This window comes from Phenylobacterium deserti, from assembly GCF_003254705.1.
Classification (GTDB): Bacteria; Pseudomonadota; Alphaproteobacteria; order Caulobacterales; family Caulobacteraceae; genus Phenylobacterium; species Phenylobacterium deserti.
The window spans coordinates 24,219-39,959 of sequence record NZ_QFYR01000001.1; the positions used below are offsets into that span (position 1 = coordinate 24,219).

Consider the following 15,741-nt stretch of genomic DNA (forward strand, 5'->3'; position numbering starts at 1 on the left):
CTCCGCGGTTTCTTGAAGCCCCTTACGCGGCGTGAACTTGACGCCTCGGACGAGGGGGGCTCATCAACCCTCATGGCCGATACAAGCCGACTGAGTTCCGACTTCCCGCCCGCCAAGGCCGAGGCCTGGCAGGACCTGGTCGCCAAGACCCTGAAAGGCGCCCCGCTTTCCGGCCTGGAGACGCGCACCGCCGAGGGCCTGCCGATCGCGCCGCTGTACCGCGAGGCGGACGCCGCCGCCTTTCCCGTCCGCCCGTTCGACGTGGAGCGGCCGTGGGACGTGCGCGTGGTCAGCGCCCACCCGGACGCGAGCCGCGCCAACGCCGAGCTGCTGGCTGATCTGGAAGGGGGCGCGGCCTCGGCGCTGCTGAAGGTCGACCCGGCCGGCGAAAGGGGCGTGGCGATCGGCTCGGCCGAGGGGCTGGCGCGCGCGCTGCAGGGCGTGATCCTGGAGCTGGCGCCCGTGGGCCTGGACGCCGGCTTCCTGGGCCCGCAGGCGGCCGATTGGCTCCACGGGGTCGCCAAGGCCTCGCCGGGCGCACGGCTGCGCTTCCACATCGACCCGCTGAGCGCCTTCGCCGAGGCCGGACGCAGCCCCGGGCCGATCGAAAGCCATCTGGTCAGCGCCGCCACGGTGGGAGTTCGACTGGCCGACACCTACCCGCAAGGCCAGCTGTTCCTGGCCTCGGGGCGCGTGGCCCATGAGGCGGGCGGGGGCGAGGCGCTGGAGCTGGCGTTTGCAGCGGGCGCGGCGGTGGCCTACGCCAAGGCGCTGGTGCGCGCGGGCATGCCCATGGCCGACGCGTTTGGCCGCATCACGCTGGGCCTGGCTGCGGACGCCGACTACTTCCTGACCATCGCCAAGCTGCGGGCCGCGCGGGTGGTCTGGGCGCGGATCGCAGGGGCGTGCGGGGCAGATCCCCTGGCGCGTATCGAAGCCCGCTCGTCGCGGCGGATGCTGACGGCCAAGGACGCCTGGACCAACATGATCCGGCTCACCGCCGCAGGGTTCGGCGCGGCGGTCGGCGGCGCGGACGCGGTGGTGCTGGGCTGCTTCACGGACGCGCTGGGCCTGCCCACCGCCTTTGCGCGGCGCCAAAGCCGCAACGCCCAACTGGTGCTGATGGAAGAGGCGCACCTGGGTCGGGTGGCCGATCCAGCGGCCGGCTCCGGCTATGTGGAGGCGATGACCCACCAGATCGCCCGGGAGGCCTGGGCGAGATTCCAGGCCATCGAGGCGGCCGGCGGCCTGATCGCGGCCCTGCAGTCCGGCGACATCGCCCGGCAGGCGGAAGCGGCGCGCGTCGCCCGGCCCGAGCCGAAGATCGTCGGCGTCACCGCCTTTCCGCCGGCGCAGGACACGCCGGTGGAGATCGAGCGGCCGGCCGCCGTTCCGATGGAAGGCCCCTCCCCCAAGCTCCCGGGCCCCGACAGCACCTGCCCGGCGCTCGCGCCTGTGCGGCTGAGCGAACCCTTCGAGGCGCAGTCATGAGCGGCTTTCCGGACTTCTCCACCCTGCCGCTGGACCGGGCGGCGGCTCCGCGCGGCGTGCCCGGCGAGCCCTGGCTGACCCCGGAGGGGATCGCGGTGAGCCCCTCCTATGGCCCGCAGGATGTGGCCGAGCTGGACACCCTAGGGGGCTATCCGGGGCTGGCGCCGTTTCTACGCGGGCCGTACCCGACGATGTACGCCACCAACCCGTGGACGATCCGGCAGTACGCTGGCTTCTCCACGGCCGAGGACTCCAACGCCTTCTACCGGCGCAACCTCGCGGCGGGGCAGAAGGGGCTGTCCATCGCCTTCGACCTGGCGACGCACCGGGGCTACGACTCCGACCACCCGCGGGTGAAGGGCGACGTCGGCATGGCGGGCGTGGCCATCGACTCCATCCTGGACATGCGGACGCTGTTCGACGGCATCCCGCTCGACCAGATGAGCGTGTCGATGACGATGAACGGGGCGGTGCTGCCGGTTCTGGCGCTCTACATCGTCACGGGCGAGGAACAGGGGGCGCCGCACGACAAGCTGAGCGGCACCATCCAGAACGACATACTCAAGGAGTTCCTGGTCCGGAACACCTACATCTATCCGCCGGCGCCCTCGATGCGGATCGTCTCGGACATCTTCGCCTACACCAGCCTGGAGATGCCAAGGTTCAACTCGATCTCGATCAGCGGCTACCACATGCAGGAAGCCGGGGCGACGCTGGACCTGGAGCTGGCCTACACCCTGGCGGACGGGGTGGAGTACGTGCGGGCCGGGGTGGCGGCGGGCCTGCCGGTGGACAGCTTCGCGCCGCGCCTGTCGTTCTTCTGGAACGCCGGGATGAACGCCTTCATGGAAATCGCCAAGCAGCGGGCGGGCCGGCTGCTTTGGGCCGGGCTGATGAAGCAGTTCAACCCGCTGGACCCGCGCTCGCTGTCGCTGCGGGCGCACACCCAGACCAGCGGCTGGAGCCTGGCGGCGCAAGACGTCTTCAACAACGTGGCGCGAACAGCCATCGAGGCCATGGCGGCCACGGGCGGGCAGACGCAGAGCCTGCACACCAACTCGCTGGATGAGGCGCTGGCGCTGCCGACGGACTTTTCGGCGCGGATCAGCCGCAACACCCAACTGTTCCTGCAGCTGGAAAGCGGCCAGACGCGAGTGATCGACCCCTGGGGGGGCTCCTTCTACGTGGAGCGGCTGACGGCGGAGCTGGCGGCCCGGGCCATGGAGCATATCCGCGAGGTGGAGGCGCTGGGCGGCATGGCGCGGGCGCTGGAGGCCGGCCTGCCCAAGCGACGGATCGAGGAAGCGGCGGCGCGGACCCAGGCGCGCATCGACTCCGGCCAGCAGAGCGTGGTGGGCGTGAACCGCTACCGGCCGGAGACGGCGGACGAGATCCCAGTGCTGAAAGTCGACAACACGGCCGTGCGCGAGCGGCAGCTGGAAAAGCTGCAGCGGCTGCGGGCCGAGCGCGATCCGGAAGCGGTGCGCCAGGCGCTGGAAGCGCTGTCCAACGGGGCGGCGGGCAGGGCCAATCTGCTGGAGCTGTCGGTGAACGCGGCCAGGGCCAAGGCCACAGTCGGCGAAATCTCCGACGCGCTGGAGCGGGTGTTCAACCGGCACAAGGCGCAGGCGGACGCGGTGAAGGGCGTCTACCTGCGGGAGTCCGGCGAGACGTCGGCGGCGGCGCGGGCCAAGGCGATGGCGCAGGCCTTCGCCCAGGCCGACGGGCGCAAGCCGCGGATCCTGGTGGCGAAGATGGGCCAGGACGGCCACGACCGCGGTCAGAAGGTGATCGCCTCAGGGTTCTCGGACCTCGGCTTCGACGTGGAGATCGGCGACCTGTTCCAGACGCCGGCCGAGACCGCCGCGCAGGCGGTGGAGGACGGGGTGCATGTGGTGGGCGCAAGCTCGCTGGCGGCCGGCCACCTGACGCTGGTGCCGGAGCTGAAGTCGGAACTCGCCAAGCTCGGCCGGCCGGACATCCTGGTGGTGGTGGGCGGGGTGATCCCGCCGGAGGACTTCCAGGCTCTGGAGGAGATGGGCGTGGCGGCCGTCTTCACGCCCGGCACGGTGATCCCGCAGGCCGCAGTGACTGTGCTGGAGCGGCTGAACGAAGAGCTCGGCTTCGCCCAGGACGCGCCAGCTCACATGTAGCTGGCGGTCATCCCGTCCATGTCCACGTGGCCATGGGCGATGGCGCCGGAGACCGCCCGGAACAGGATGTCCGAGGTCAGCGGCTTGCCGATGTGATCGTCCGCGCCGGCTTGGTGTGAACGGGCGATGTCGTGGCTCATGACGTTGGCGCTGACCACCACGATGGGCGTGCGCGGCCGTCGGCTCTGGGCCTCCATCTCGCGAATAGCGCGGATGGCCGACAGGCCGTCCATCACCGGCATCTGGATGTCCATCAGAATGGCGTCGAAGTCGGCGGCCTTGAAGGCCTCGAGCGCCTCGCGGCCGTTCTCGACGCTGACCACCTCAACCTCGGCCGCGCCCAGGATGACCTCGACGACCTTGCGGTTGATGGCGTTGTCCTCGGCCAGAAGCACCCGGACGTGGGCCGCGGGCGAGCGGGGCTCGGCGACGGGCGCGGCCGCGGCGGCGCGGCCGCTGGCGGGCAGCGGCAGAGTGAGGGTGAAGGTCGCGCCCGCGCCCGGCGAACTCGTCGCCTCGATGCGGCCGCCCATGCGCTTGGCGAGGCTTTGGGCGAGAGCCAAGCCCACGCCGGCCCCGCCGAACCGGCGCGTGTCGCTGGCGTCCGCCTGGTTGAAGCGCTCGAACAGGTGGCCGGCCGCTTCGGGACCGAAGCCCACGCCGGTGTCCTGGACGACGAACAGCACCTCGCCCGGGCGACCCGCCTGGGCGCGCAGGGTCACGCCGCCGACGTCTGTGAACTTCAGCGCGTTGGAGAGAAGCTTGTTGAGGATCTGCCGCACGCGCAGCGGATCGCCCGTCACCCAGCCCTCGCACTCGGGATCCACGGCGGCGTCGAAGGCCAGGCCCTTGGCGGAGGCCCCCGGGCCGAAGAAGCCGCTGAGCGCGGTGAGCATCTCGCCCAGGTGGAACGGCTCGGGCCGGATCTCCACGTCCTCGCCATCGATGCGAGCGAGGTCCAGGACGTCCTTGAGAAGGTTGCTGAGCGCGCCAGCCGAGGCCTCGATGCCGCCCACCATGTCCTTCTGCTCGGGCTTCAGATCGGTGCGGCGCAGCGCGCCGGCCAGGCCGATGATGCCATTCAGAGGCGTGCGGACCTCGTGGCTCATGTTGCCGAGGAATTCGTTCTTGGCGCGCTCGCCAGCTTCGGCCCGGACCACCGCTTCGGACAGCGCCTTTTCCCGCGCCTTCCGCTCGGAGGCGTCACGCAGCATGGCGGTCATGGTGAAGCGACCGCCGAGGCGCTGAATGGAGAAGGACGCTTCCATGGGGATCTCGCGCCCGTCCTTGCAAAGGCCGAGCAGCTCGATGGAAGCCGTGCCCTCGCCCAGCAGGTTGCCGGTCGCCAGGGCGGAGATCTGCGATGCGCGCTGAGCACGAAGATGCGCAGGCGTGATCATGTCGAGCGGACGGCCGACAGCCTCTTCCGAGGTGTAGCCGAACAGCCGCTCGGCGGCGGCGTTCCAGCGCAGGATGCCGCCGCTGTCGTCGGTGGTGATCACCGCGTCCGGGCTGCGCTCCACGACGCCGCGCAGGAGATTGGCTTCACGTCGGGCGACCATGGCGTCCGCCGCCATGCCGGCCAACCGCTCAAGCCTGCGAGCCTCACGCGCGTCGAACGCGCGGGGCTGCACATCCACGATGGCCAGGGCGCCGACGTTCTCGCCGTCTACTGTAACCGGCGCGCCGGCGTAGAAGCGCAGCCACGGCTCACCGGTGACCAGGATGCTGTCGGAGAAGCGGGGGTCGAGCAGCAGGTCCTGCACCCACAGGACGCCTGGCTCGAGAATGGTGTGGGCGCAGAAGGCTGCGTCCCGGTGGTTTTCGCAAAGATCCGTGCCGACCTTGGCCTTGAAGTGCTGCCGGTCGCGATCGATCACCGAGAACAGGGCGAGAGGACAACCTGTGGTCTCGGCCGCAAGTGAAACGATGTCCTGAAAGGCCCTCCCCGGCTCGGAGCCGATGAAGTCGAGGGAGTACAGAACCTTGAGTCGGTTTTCTTCCGACTCGGGAAACGCGGCGCGCACAGGGATTCTCCGCTGAGGTCAAGCTTTGACTATCAGCGGACTCCTTAACCGGACCTTCCGGAAGGCGACTTCGCACACTTTTTGGGCGAGCTAGCGGGCGGAGGCTTTGCAACGCCTGGTGGGGACACCGGGAATCGAACCCGGACGGATCACTCCGAGCGATTTTAAGTCGCTTGCGTCTACCAGTTCCGCCATGTCCCCGGCGCCCGGCAGCATCGGATTATCCGCAAAGCCGGCGGGCGTCGATGGTCAGGTCGGGGGCAGATCAGCTGGCCGGCAGGCGGCGAAGGACTTCGCGGCGGCGATGCTCCGCCGGGGTGACGCCGAAGGCCTGCCGAAAGGTGGTGGTCAGGTGGGCATGGCTGGAGAAGCCGGTGCGAGCGGCGATGGTCGCCAGGTCGGCCGCGCCCTCCTCCACCATGCGACGGGCCGCTTCCAGCCGGCGGGTCAGCACGAAGCGGTGCGGCGTCTCGCCTACGGCGCCTTCGAAGACCCGGGTGAAGTGCCCGCGGCTCATGCCGGCGACGGCGGCTAGGTCGGGAACAGTTATGCGCTCCGCAAGGCGCAGGTCGATATGCTCCAGCACCCGGCGGAGGCGGAAGGGCGAGATGCCGCCGGCCGAGCGGCTGGGCAGCTCGGGCCGCTCCACCTGCAGAGCCCGAAGCAGCAGGCTGCGCGCCAGGGCCTCCACATAGCCCGTGTCCGGCGCGGGCTCGCGCAGCACCACGCGCCGCAGCTCGTGGGCCAGGGTGCGGACGCCGGGATCCACGCGGCCGCAGTCCGGCTCGGCCGCGTCCTCGGGCTCGTGCGGCCACAGGGCGGGATCGTCATAGACCACCGCCAGCACCTCCAGCGGATCGGGATGGTGGATCTCCACCGGACGGCCAGGGCGAAGCAGGGCGAAGGAGCCCGCCCGTTTGGGCCCGCGACCCTCGCCGTGCGTCGGCCGAGGGGCGTTGAACAGGAACAGCATCACCGGCCGATCACCGGCATAGGACAGGTGAAACGCCTCAGGCGGCTGGTGCCGCACCCGCACGGCGCCGGCCTGGAGCTTGACGATCGGGCCGGCCTGGGGCTCGGACGGCGCAAGCCTTGCGGCGACGGATGACGGCATTGTCGGAGATCCCCGGACGACTGTTCGTCAGGTAGGTCGCCGACGCCGGATCGCAATAAGGTCAAGCTGGGTGAATTGCGCACTTTCCTGAAAGTGCTGCGGCGAAGCTGGAAGCGGCGCCGGCGCGGCGGCCGCATTTGGACCTCCACAAGACCCGGACAGCACCGGGCCGATGGAGACCAAGACCAATGAAAAAGATCACTCTCGCCGCTTTCGCCGCCGTCGCCGCCCTGTCCGCGGGCGCCGCATCCGCCCAGGACGCCGGCTGGTATGTCCAGGGTAACGCCGGGGCCAACTTCCAGAACAAGCTCGGCAGCAGCCCCTCGCTGAAGGGCGATGACGGCTGGGCCGTCAGCGGCGCCGTGGGACGCCAGATCACCCCCAACATCCGGGCGGAAGGCGAGCTCTTCTATTCGACCGCCGACGGCAAGATCGCCGGCTCCGGCGACCTGGAGACGTTTGGCGGCTTCGTGAACGGCTACTACGACTTTAATCCGGGCGGCGCGATCCAGCCGTTCCTGGGCGCGGGCGTCGGCTATGCAAAGGTCAAGGTCGACGGGCGCCTGCTGGACGATGATGACAGCGCCTTCGCCTACCAGTTCAAGGCGGGCGTCGCCCATCCGTTCAGCGAACGGCTCACCGGCGAGGTTGCATATCGCTACGTGAACGTCGCGGACGTTGAGCTTGGGCGCGGCGCAGCCCATATCGACGGCGACTTCGAGACCCAGGCCGTCACGGTGGGCCTGCGCTACGGCTTCTAAGCCCCAGCGCTCCCCCCGCACCCGGCGCCTCGCGGTCCTCCCCTTCCGCGGGGCGCCGACCTGTTTTGCCGCCAGACGACTGCCAGCCATGATCCAGACCCGCACTTCCGCCGCACTGCTCGCCCCAGCCTTGGTGGCCGCGGCCCTGGCCGCCTGCTCACCGCGCGAGGAAGCCCGCACCAGCAGCCGCACGGACGTCGCGCTGAACGACGTGCAGGCCACCCAGGGCGACGCGCTGATGATCAACGGCAAGCACGTGCGCCTGGCGAATGCGGAAGCGCCGCTGCGCACGCCCTATGCGCGGTGCTGGGCGGAGTCGATCGCCGGCCGCGAAGCGCGCAAGCGCGCAGCCGACCTGGCGACAGCGGCCAACGAGATCGACATCCAGTCCACCGGCAAGACGGACGAGTACGGGCGCACCATCGCCAAGGTCCTGCTGGACGGCCTCGACCTCGGCGACAGCCTGGTGCAGGACGGCTACGCCGTGCGCCCGGGCGCGGAGCCCTTCGACTGGTGCGCCCCGGTCAGCACCAACATCGAGAACGCGCCCAACATCAACGCGCTGTCCGACCTCGGCCGCTGATCAGCCCGCCAGGGCGTCCAGCCGCCGCTCCGCCGCTTCCAGCCGCTCGGCGCCCGCTTCGGTGGCGTCGGGGAAGACGATCCGCTCGTCGCTGATCTTGGCGTCCTTGGGCAGCTTGGCCGGAGGCTTGGCGCCCGGCCGCAGGGTCAAAGCCAGCGCCTTAGGACCGGCGTCCACCTTGATGACCTTGGCTCGCACCGCCAGCGCCTGAAGCCTGGCGAGGGACAACAGCGCCTGCGCCTCCGGCGGCAGGGCGCCGAACCGGTCTTCCAGCTCCTCGCCAAAGGCGTCCACCTCCTCCGGCTCCGTCAGGCGTGCGAGCCGGGCGTAGAGGTTGATGCGGATGGTGGGGTCGGGGACGTAGGCCTCGGGAATGGAGCCGGTGACGCCCAAGTTCAGCTCCGCCGTCCAGTCGCCGCCGGCGTCCTCGCCCTTGGCGATGCGCACCGCCTTGGCCAGCAGGCGCTGATAGAGCGCCGCGCCGATCAGCTGCATGTGGCCGGCCTGGTCCTCGCCGACGAGGTCGCCGGCGCCGCGCAGGTCGAGGTCACGCGCGCTGATCGCCAGGCCCGAGCCCAGGCGATCGAACGCCACCAGGGTGTTGAGCCGTGCGCGCGTGGCGTCCGCCATCTCTTCGGCAGGATCGGTGAGGAGGTAGGCGACGCCCTGCTGCCGCCCACGACCAACCCGGCCCCGCAGCTGGTGCAGCTGGGCCAGGCCGAAGCGGTCGGCGCGCCAGACCAGCATGGTGTTGGCCCGCGGCACGTCCAGGCCGCTTTCAATGATGTTCGTGGCCAGCAGCACGTCGCCGTCGCCTTCGGCGAAGGCGACCATGGTCTCGTCCACTTCGTCCGCCGGCATCTCGCCGTGGGCGGCGCGGATCTTCAGCTCGGGTGCGACCTGGGCCAGGCGCGCGGCCATGGGCTCCATGTCCTCGATCCGTGGCACCACGAAGAAGCTCTGCCCGCCGCGCCGTTTCTCGCGCATCAGGGCGGTGCGCAGGGTGGCGGAGTCGAAGGGCGTCAGGAAGGTGCGGATCGGCCGCCGCCGAGCGGGCGGCGTGGCGATCACACTGACGTCCTCAATGCCGATCATCGCCAGCTGCAGGGTGCGCGGGATCGGCGTGGCGGTCATGGTCAGCAGGTGGACGTCGGGCTTCAGGTCCTTGAGCGACTGCTTGATCTTGGCCCCGAACCGCTGCTCCTCGTCGATGATCAGCAGGCCGAGGTCGGCGAAGGCCACGTCCTTGCCGGCCAAGGCGTGGGTGCCCACCACGACCCGCACCGTGCCGTCCGCAAGGCCCGCCTTGACCTGCTTGGCCTCGGCCGAAGTGACCAAGCGGGACAGGTGCGCGACCTCGATCCCGAAACCGGAGAAGCGGCGGCGGAAGCTGTGGAAGTGCTGCCGGGCCAGGACGGTGGTGGGCGCCACGATGGCCACCTGCTTGCCGGCCAGAGCCGCAGCGGCGGCGGCGCGCAAGGCGACCTCCGTCTTTCCGAAACCCACGTCGCCGCAGACCAGGCGGTTCATCGGCCGGCCGGACGCCAAATCCTCCAGCATGGCGGCGATGGCCGCGGACTGGTCGGGGGTCTCGGGGAACGGGAAGCGCGCGGCGAACCGGGCATAGGCGGCCTTTGGCGGCTCCAACGGCTCGGCCTTGCGCTCACCGCGGAGCTTTGCGAGCTCCACGAGGCCGGCCGCGGTGCGGTCGATCTCCGCACTGATCTCCAGCCTGCGCTTGTTCCAGCTGTCGGTGTGCAGGCGATCTAGGGTGACCGCCTCCTCCTCCGACCCGTAGCGCCAGATGCGGCCGAATTCCTCGACCGGCGCCAGGACGCTGGCGCCGCCGTGATACTCGATGCGGACGGCGTCGCGCTCCTCGCCCGCCACTTCGATCCGCTCGAGGGCGCGCAGCACGCCCAGGCCATGATCCTCGTGGATCACCACGTCGCCGACCCGCAGCTCCGGCTCGGCGATTAGGCTGGCGCCATTATCCGAGCTGCGCTTTGCGACGCGGCTGCCCAGCACGTCGGCGGCCGCCACCACGCAGACCTTCTCGGTGCGGTCCACGAAGCCGCCGTCGGGGTCGACCTCCACCGCGTGCAGCGAGCCCGCCGGCGCGGCAAGCAGTTCGGCCCAGGAGACAACGCCGTCCGGGGACTGCCCCAGACCCCGCTGGATCGCGCGCGTCAGCAGACGCCGCTCGTGCGCAAGGCCGGCCAGCGCCACGCGGGCGCCGCTGTCCAGCTGGTCTTGGACGAAGTCGGAAAAGGCGCGGCCGGGATTGCGGTCCAGGGCGAACTTGGGAACGGTCTCGAGCTCGGCCTCGCGCAGGTCCGCACGACGGCGTTTGCCCAGCCGGGCAAGCAGCTCGTCACAGGGCATGTACAGGCCCTGGTCGCCGGGGGGGATGGGGCGCGCGGCCTCTTCGGCGAAGACGCGGCGGGCTTCGTAGGCTTCGGCGATCTGGCCGCCGACGTCGGTGCAGCGTTCCTGAGCCTTGAGGTCGAAGGCGGCCTGCGCCTTGGGCAGGAGGTCGGGAACGGCCTGCATGGTTCCGTAGATCTCGCTGGCCCGGTGCTCCAGGCCGGGCTCGCGCTCCACCGGCTCAGGCGCCTGCGGGTCAAGGATCAGCTCGGAGGCGGGCCCGATGACCACCTCGTCGACGCTCTCCTCCGTGCGCTGGGAGATCGGGTCGTAGTGCTTGATCTCGGCGATGCGGCCTTCGGCGAGGGTGATCCGCACCGGCCGGTCCGCGGCGGCCGGGAAGACGTCGATGACCTCGCCCAGGATGGCCATCTCGCCGGGCTCGTCGATGCGGTCGTCGAACAGATAGCCGGTGCGCTGGGCGAACGCTTCCATGGCCTCCCGCTCGAGCGCGTCGCCCTTGGTCAGGACCAGGAAGGCGTCGCGGACCACCTCGGCCGGCGCGGCGCGCTGCATCAGGGCCTCGGGGCTGGAGACCAGCAGGCGCGGACCCTCCGCCTTTTGCGCCAGGCGGCAGATCACCGCCATCCGCCGGCCCATGCTTTCGCGCGACGGCGAGGCGCGGTCGTAAGGCAGGCAGTCCCACGGGGGCAGCACCAAGACTTCAACATCCGGCGCGAGCTGGCGTGCGGCGCGGCCGATCTCGTCGGCCCGGCGTTCGCTGGACGCGGTGAAGATGAGCCCCGCTGGCCCCGCCTCGCGGGCGGCGGCGGTCAGGCGCGCGGCGATGGCGGCGGGCGGCGGCTGCACAGGCGCGCGAGGCGGCTCCGGCGGAGCGGCGCTGGCGGCGGGCGCAGGGGCCAGAACGGCGTCGGCATGCGCCGGCGCCTCGTGCGAGGTGTCGGATGAGCGGTCCAAGCAGAACTCCGTGCGGGAGCCCGACCTGAGCCCCCGGCAGAAAAACCCCGGAGCGGCCCTGCGTTCCCTTGGATTCTCCTGATGTTCCCTGCGCGCTTGCGCCCCACTGGCGCGGCGGCGCACGACTTGTTAACCCTTTCGACCTTGACGCGGCGATGTCGGGGGACGGGATGCCCGCAGTGATCGTTCGCAGACGGCTGGGCAGCCGTTCTGCCAAGGTGAATTACCACGTGAGCCGCTGGTACTGGCGCAACCGAGCGCGCCTGGCGGTGACCGCCGCGTTCAGCGTGGCGTGCGTTCTCGGCGTCGCGGCGTCCATCGGCGCCCACAGCCTGGGCCTGGAGCACGGACGCGGCCAGGCGGAGTACGCGGCGCGCTGACGCCCGGCGGCGGATGTCACGCCGCCGCTTCGACTTCCCGCACGTTCTCCACACCCGCCGCCTTGAGAGCGGCCACCAGCTCCGCCACGGTCGCGGAGAGTTCCTCCGGGTCGCGGCTGCGCAGCACGAGGTTGGAGCCGAAGCCGTCCGGACCGAAGAACGGATAGCTGCCCAGGGACATCTGCGGGTGGGCCTTGGCCACGGCTTCCAGCGGCGCGGCGATGGTCCCCTCGCCCGAGCCTTCCACCCGCACGGTCCGCGAATGGGTGACCGCCCCGTTGCGCAGGCGCGGCCCCACGTCTTCCAGCATGCCGCGCATGATGGCCGGCACGCCGGCCAGGGTGAAGACGTTGCCGATGGTGAAGCCGGGAGGCCCCTGCACCGGGTTCTTCACCAGATCGCCGCCGCGCGGCACCCGGGCCATGCGCCGGCGGGCGCTGTTGAGCTGGTCGCCCCAGCGTTCGGTCAGCTGGGCGATGATTTCCGGATGTTCGTAGAGCTCGACGCCGAATGCGGCCGCCACCGCATCGGCGGTGATGTCGTCGTGGGTCGGTCCGATGCCGCCGGTGGTGATCACATAGTCGTACTTGTGGCGCAGAGCGTTCAGCGCCTCGACAATCTCCTCGTGGATGTCGGGAATGGTGCGGGCTTCCGCCAGGTCCACGCCGTGGACGCCGAGGTAGCGGGCGATGTCGCGCAGGTTGGTGTCCTGGGTGCGGCCCGACAGGATCTCGTCGCCGATGATCAGCACCGCCGCGGTCACCCGCTCGCTCGCCCCGCCGCTCGCCATCCGCACTTCCCTCGCCTATCTGAGCCGTTCTCGACACACGGACTAAAGCCCTAGATGGACTTCCCGCAACCGCTCGTGCGCGGCCGCCTCGTGCAGCGTTACAAGCGCTTCTTCGCCGACGTGGTTCTCGACGACGGAACGGAGCTGACGGCTCACTGCCCGAACCCCGGCGCGATGCTGGGGCTGAACGCCCCTGGCCTGCCCTGCTGGTTGTCCAAGTCGGACGATCCAAAGCGCAAGCTGGCGCACACGCTGGAGCTGGTGGAGGTCGACGGCGGCATCGTCGGGATCAACACCATGCATCCCAATCGGCTGGTGGCTGAGGCGCTGGCGACGGACGCGATTCCCGAGCTGTCCGGCTACGAGAGTCACCGGCGGGAGGTGAAGTACGGGACGAACAGCCGGGTCGACTTCCTGCTGGAGAGCCCCGATCGGCCTCGCGCCTGGCTGGAGGTCAAGAATGTCCACCTGCGCCGGGATGGGTCGCTGGCGGAATTTCCGGACTGCGTGGCGGCGCGCTCGCTGAAGCACCTCAAGGAGCTGAGCGCCATGGTGCGCGAGGGCGATCGGGCGGTGATGCTGTTCGTGATCCAGCGGACCGACTGCGACGAGTTCGAGGCCTGCCACGACCTGGATCCCGCCTACGCCGCCGGCCTCCAACAAGCCGCAGCGGAGGGAGTTGAAGTCCTGGCGTACGATTGCGACATTAGCCCGACAGCGATCCGCATCGCCCGCCGACGTCCCTGGCGGAGCGCACGGGCGGTCGCGGAGTAGTTCATGACCGATATCCTCGAGGCCGAATTCCGCACCGGCCAGATCAAGATCCACACGGCCGAAGACTTCGAAGGCATGCGCAAGGCCGGCCGGCTGGCGGCCGAGTGCCTGGACATGCTGACCGAGCACGTGGTCCCCGGCGTCGCCACCGAGAAGCTGGACGACCTGGCCCGCGAATTCATCCTGGACCACGGGGCGATCCCGGCGTGCCTGGGCTATCGCGGCTACACCAAGACCACCTGCATCAGCGCCAACCACGTGGTCTGCCACGGCATCCCCAGCGAGCGTCCGCTGCGGGAAGGCGACATCGCCAACATCGACGTCACCGTGATCGTCGACGGCTGGCACGGCGACACCTCGCGGATGTACGGCGTGGGCGTGGTCTCCCCGCGGGCCAAGCGGCTGGTGGACATCACCTATGAATCCCTGGAGCGGGGCCTGGCGGCGATCAAGCCGGGCGCGCGGACGGGCGACATCGGCCACGCCATCCAGTCCTTCGTGGAAGCCCAGCGGGCCTCGGTGGTCCGCGACTTCTGCGGCCACGGCCTGGGCAAGGTCTTCCATGACGCCCCGAACATCCTGCACTTCGGCCAGAAGGGCTCGGGCGAGCTGCTGCGGCCCGGCATGTTCTTCACCGTCGAGCCGATGGTGAACCTGGGCAAGCCGGCGGTGAAGGTGCTGGCGGACGGCTGGACGGCGGTGACCCGCGACAAGTCGCTGTCAGCGCAGTGCGAGCACTCCATCGGCGTGACCGAGGACGGGATCGAGATCTTCACGGCCTCGCCCGCCGGCCTGTTCAAGCCGCCGATCCAGAGCGCCTAAAGGGCGGCGGCGAGCTCCGCGAGCTTGGCCACCGTGTTGGCGTTGCGGGCCGTGCCGCCGGCGGCGGCGGGGATCTTCAGCTTCGTGCGTCCCATGCCCGCCGCGCCATAGGCGACCCAGATCTCCCGGCCGACGATCTGCAGCCGCTCGTCGTCGGCTTGGTTGCGGACCTCACCCAGCGCGTCCGGCGGAGGCGGGGCGTCAAGGAAGATGGCTGCAACGGCCGATCCCTTCGCCTCCGGAAATGGATTCGCCGCGCAGATCTGCGCCATCTCTCCGGCCGTTCGCACCATCACGGGCATGTCGGCCTTGAAGTAGCCGGCCAGCGCGGCTTCCAAGCGTGACTTCACCTCGGCTTCGGACAGATCGCTGCGGAACAGGGCGTTTCCGCTGGCGATGTAGGTCCGCACCGCCTCGAACCCCGCCGCCTCGCAGAGGGCCTTGAGGTCGGCCATCGGGAGTTGCGCCGAGCCGACGTTCACGGCGCGCAGCAGCGCCACATAAGCGGTCATCGCTTCTCCTCCCTCCAGGCCTGTTACACATCCCTCACTTGCCTCGCGCCGCAAAAACGGGCCAGCCTCGAAGCTCGAGTGGGGGAGTGATCTTATGCTTTCGATCAGCGGCCTGACGCACGTCTATGCCAACGGCACCCGCGCGCTGGACGGGGTGAACCTGGAGATCGGCCGCGGCATGTTCGGCCTGCTGGGCCCGAACGGCGCGGGCAAGTCGACGCTGATGCGCTCCATCGCCACCCTGCAGACGCCGACCTCGGGCAAGATCCAGTTCGGCGACATCGACGTGATCGCCGAGCCGGAGAAGCTGCGCCGGACGCTGGGCTACCTGCCGCAGGATTTCGGGGTCTATCCGCGGATCTCCGCCTACGACCTGCTGGACCACATGGCGGTGCTGAAGGGCATCGCCTCGGCCGGCGAGCGCAAGACCACCGTCGAGGCCCTGCTGCAGCAGGTGAACCTCTGGGAAGTGCGCAAGAAGGCCGTGGCCGGCTACTCCGGCGGCATGCGCCAGCGGTTCGGCATCGCCCAGGCGCTGATCGGCCGCCCGTCGCTGATCATCGTGGACGAGCCCACCGCCGGCCTCGACCCGGAGGAGCGCAACCGCTTCCTGAACCTGCTGGCCGAAATCGGCGAGAACGTGGTGGTGATCCTGTCCACCCACATCGTGGAGGACGTCGCCGACCTTTGCCGGCGCATGGCCGTGCTGGCCGGCGGCAAGATCCTGGTGGAAGGCGCGCCGCTGGAACTGATGACCGCGCTGTCGGGGCGCATCTGGCAGAAGACGATCGACCGGCATGAGCTGGAAGCGGAGAAGGCCCGGCGCCAGGTGATCTCGACCCGCCTGTTCGCCGGCCGGACCATCATCCACGTGCTGTCAGATCAGAACCCGGGCGACGGCTTCACTCCCGTGCAAGGCGGGCTGGAGGACGTCTACTTCTCCACCCTCGCCGCCTCGCGGCGCGCGGCCTGACGGCGGAGCGCGGCCC

Annotated in this window: 13 protein-coding genes and 1 tRNA gene; 8 read left to right on the plus strand and 6 right to left on the minus strand. The window is 70.2% G+C overall.

Annotated features, from left to right (window positions below; all coding sequences use genetic code 11):
• Positions 1–72: 72 nt before the first annotated feature.
• Both DJ018_RS00110 and scpA read left to right on the plus strand, forming a co-directional pair.
• Positions 73–1,491: a methylmalonyl-CoA mutase family protein gene (locus tag DJ018_RS00110; protein WP_111512781.1), complete on the plus strand. Its 1,419-nt coding sequence runs from the start codon at positions 73–75 to the stop codon at positions 1,489–1,491.
• Positions 1,488–3,644: a methylmalonyl-CoA mutase gene (gene scpA / locus DJ018_RS00115; protein WP_111512782.1), complete on the plus strand. Its 2,157-nt coding sequence runs from the start codon at positions 1,488–1,490 to the stop codon at positions 3,642–3,644. Before DJ018_RS00110 ends, scpA begins: the two co-directional genes overlap by 4 nt.
• On the opposite strand, the gene DJ018_RS00120 is transcribed toward scpA, so the two are convergent.
• From DJ018_RS00120 to DJ018_RS00130, 3 genes are all read right to left on the minus strand, one after another.
• Complete coding sequence (locus DJ018_RS00120) at positions 3,635–5,671, minus strand: ATP-binding protein (protein ID WP_111512783.1); 2,037 nt, start codon at positions 5,669–5,671, stop codon at positions 3,635–3,637. The genes scpA and DJ018_RS00120 overlap by 10 nt on opposite strands.
• Before the next feature lie 116 nt (positions 5,672–5,787).
• Positions 5,788–5,872: transfer RNA gene (locus tag DJ018_RS00125), tRNA-Leu, on the minus strand.
• A 64-nt stretch (positions 5,873–5,936) separates the two neighbouring features.
• Positions 5,937–6,785 (minus strand): AraC family transcriptional regulator, encoded by an 849-nt coding sequence (locus tag DJ018_RS00130; protein ID WP_111512784.1) that lies wholly within the window; start codon positions 6,783–6,785, stop codon positions 5,937–5,939.
• A 188-nt stretch (positions 6,786–6,973) separates the two neighbouring features.
• Here DJ018_RS00130 and DJ018_RS00135 point away from each other — a divergent pair, with 188 nt between their 5' ends.
• Both DJ018_RS00135 and DJ018_RS00140 read left to right on the plus strand, forming a co-directional pair.
• The gene (locus DJ018_RS00135) at positions 6,974–7,546 is read left to right on the plus strand and encodes an outer membrane protein (protein WP_111512785.1); all 573 of its coding nucleotides are present in this window, start codon (positions 6,974–6,976) and stop codon (positions 7,544–7,546) included.
• An 88-nt stretch (positions 7,547–7,634) separates the two neighbouring features.
• Positions 7,635–8,129 (plus strand): thermonuclease family protein, encoded by a 495-nt coding sequence (locus DJ018_RS00140; protein ID WP_111512786.1) that lies wholly within the window; start codon positions 7,635–7,637, stop codon positions 8,127–8,129.
• Here DJ018_RS00140 and DJ018_RS00145 read toward each other — a convergent pair whose 3' ends face one another.
• Positions 8,130–11,474 (minus strand): transcription-repair coupling factor, encoded by a 3,345-nt coding sequence (locus DJ018_RS00145; protein WP_111512787.1) that lies wholly within the window; start codon positions 11,472–11,474, stop codon positions 8,130–8,132. It abuts the gene before it with no gap.
• A gap of 179 nt (positions 11,475–11,653) precedes the next feature.
• Between DJ018_RS00145 and DJ018_RS00150 the strand changes: the two genes are divergently transcribed.
• Positions 11,654–11,854 carry a hypothetical protein gene (locus tag DJ018_RS00150; RefSeq protein WP_165842751.1) on the plus strand — a complete coding sequence of 67 codons (201 nt, stop codon included), beginning with the start codon at positions 11,654–11,656 and terminating at the stop codon, positions 11,852–11,854.
• 16 nt (positions 11,855–11,870) lie between these two features.
• Here DJ018_RS00150 and DJ018_RS00155 read toward each other — a convergent pair whose 3' ends face one another.
• Positions 11,871–12,644 (minus strand): competence/damage-inducible protein A, encoded by a 774-nt coding sequence (locus DJ018_RS00155; protein WP_111512789.1) that lies wholly within the window; start codon positions 12,642–12,644, stop codon positions 11,871–11,873.
• Positions 12,645–12,698: 54 nt separating this feature from the next.
• Between DJ018_RS00155 and sfsA the strand changes: the two genes are divergently transcribed.
• Both sfsA and map read left to right on the plus strand, forming a co-directional pair.
• The gene (gene sfsA, locus DJ018_RS00160; RefSeq protein ID WP_111512790.1) at positions 12,699–13,418 is read left to right on the plus strand and encodes a DNA/RNA nuclease SfsA; all 720 of its coding nucleotides are present in this window, start codon (positions 12,699–12,701) and stop codon (positions 13,416–13,418) included.
• Positions 13,419–13,421: 3 nt separating this feature from the next.
• Entirely contained in the window at positions 13,422–14,240 is an 819-nt protein-coding gene (map, locus tag DJ018_RS00165) for a type I methionyl aminopeptidase (protein ID WP_111512791.1), read from the plus strand.
• Here map and DJ018_RS00170 read toward each other — a convergent pair.
• On the minus strand, positions 14,237–14,752 hold the full coding sequence (locus DJ018_RS00170) for a DUF1697 domain-containing protein (RefSeq protein WP_111512792.1): 516 nt from the start codon (positions 14,750–14,752) through the stop codon (positions 14,237–14,239). The genes map and DJ018_RS00170 overlap by 4 nt on opposite strands.
• 94 nt (positions 14,753–14,846) lie before the next feature.
• On the opposite strand from DJ018_RS00170, the gene DJ018_RS00175 reads away from it, so the two are divergent.
• Positions 14,847–15,725 carry an ABC transporter ATP-binding protein gene (locus DJ018_RS00175; RefSeq protein ID WP_111512793.1) on the plus strand — a complete coding sequence of 293 codons (879 nt, stop codon included), beginning with the start codon at positions 14,847–14,849 and terminating at the stop codon, positions 15,723–15,725.
• Positions 15,726–15,741: the final 16 nt, after the last annotated feature.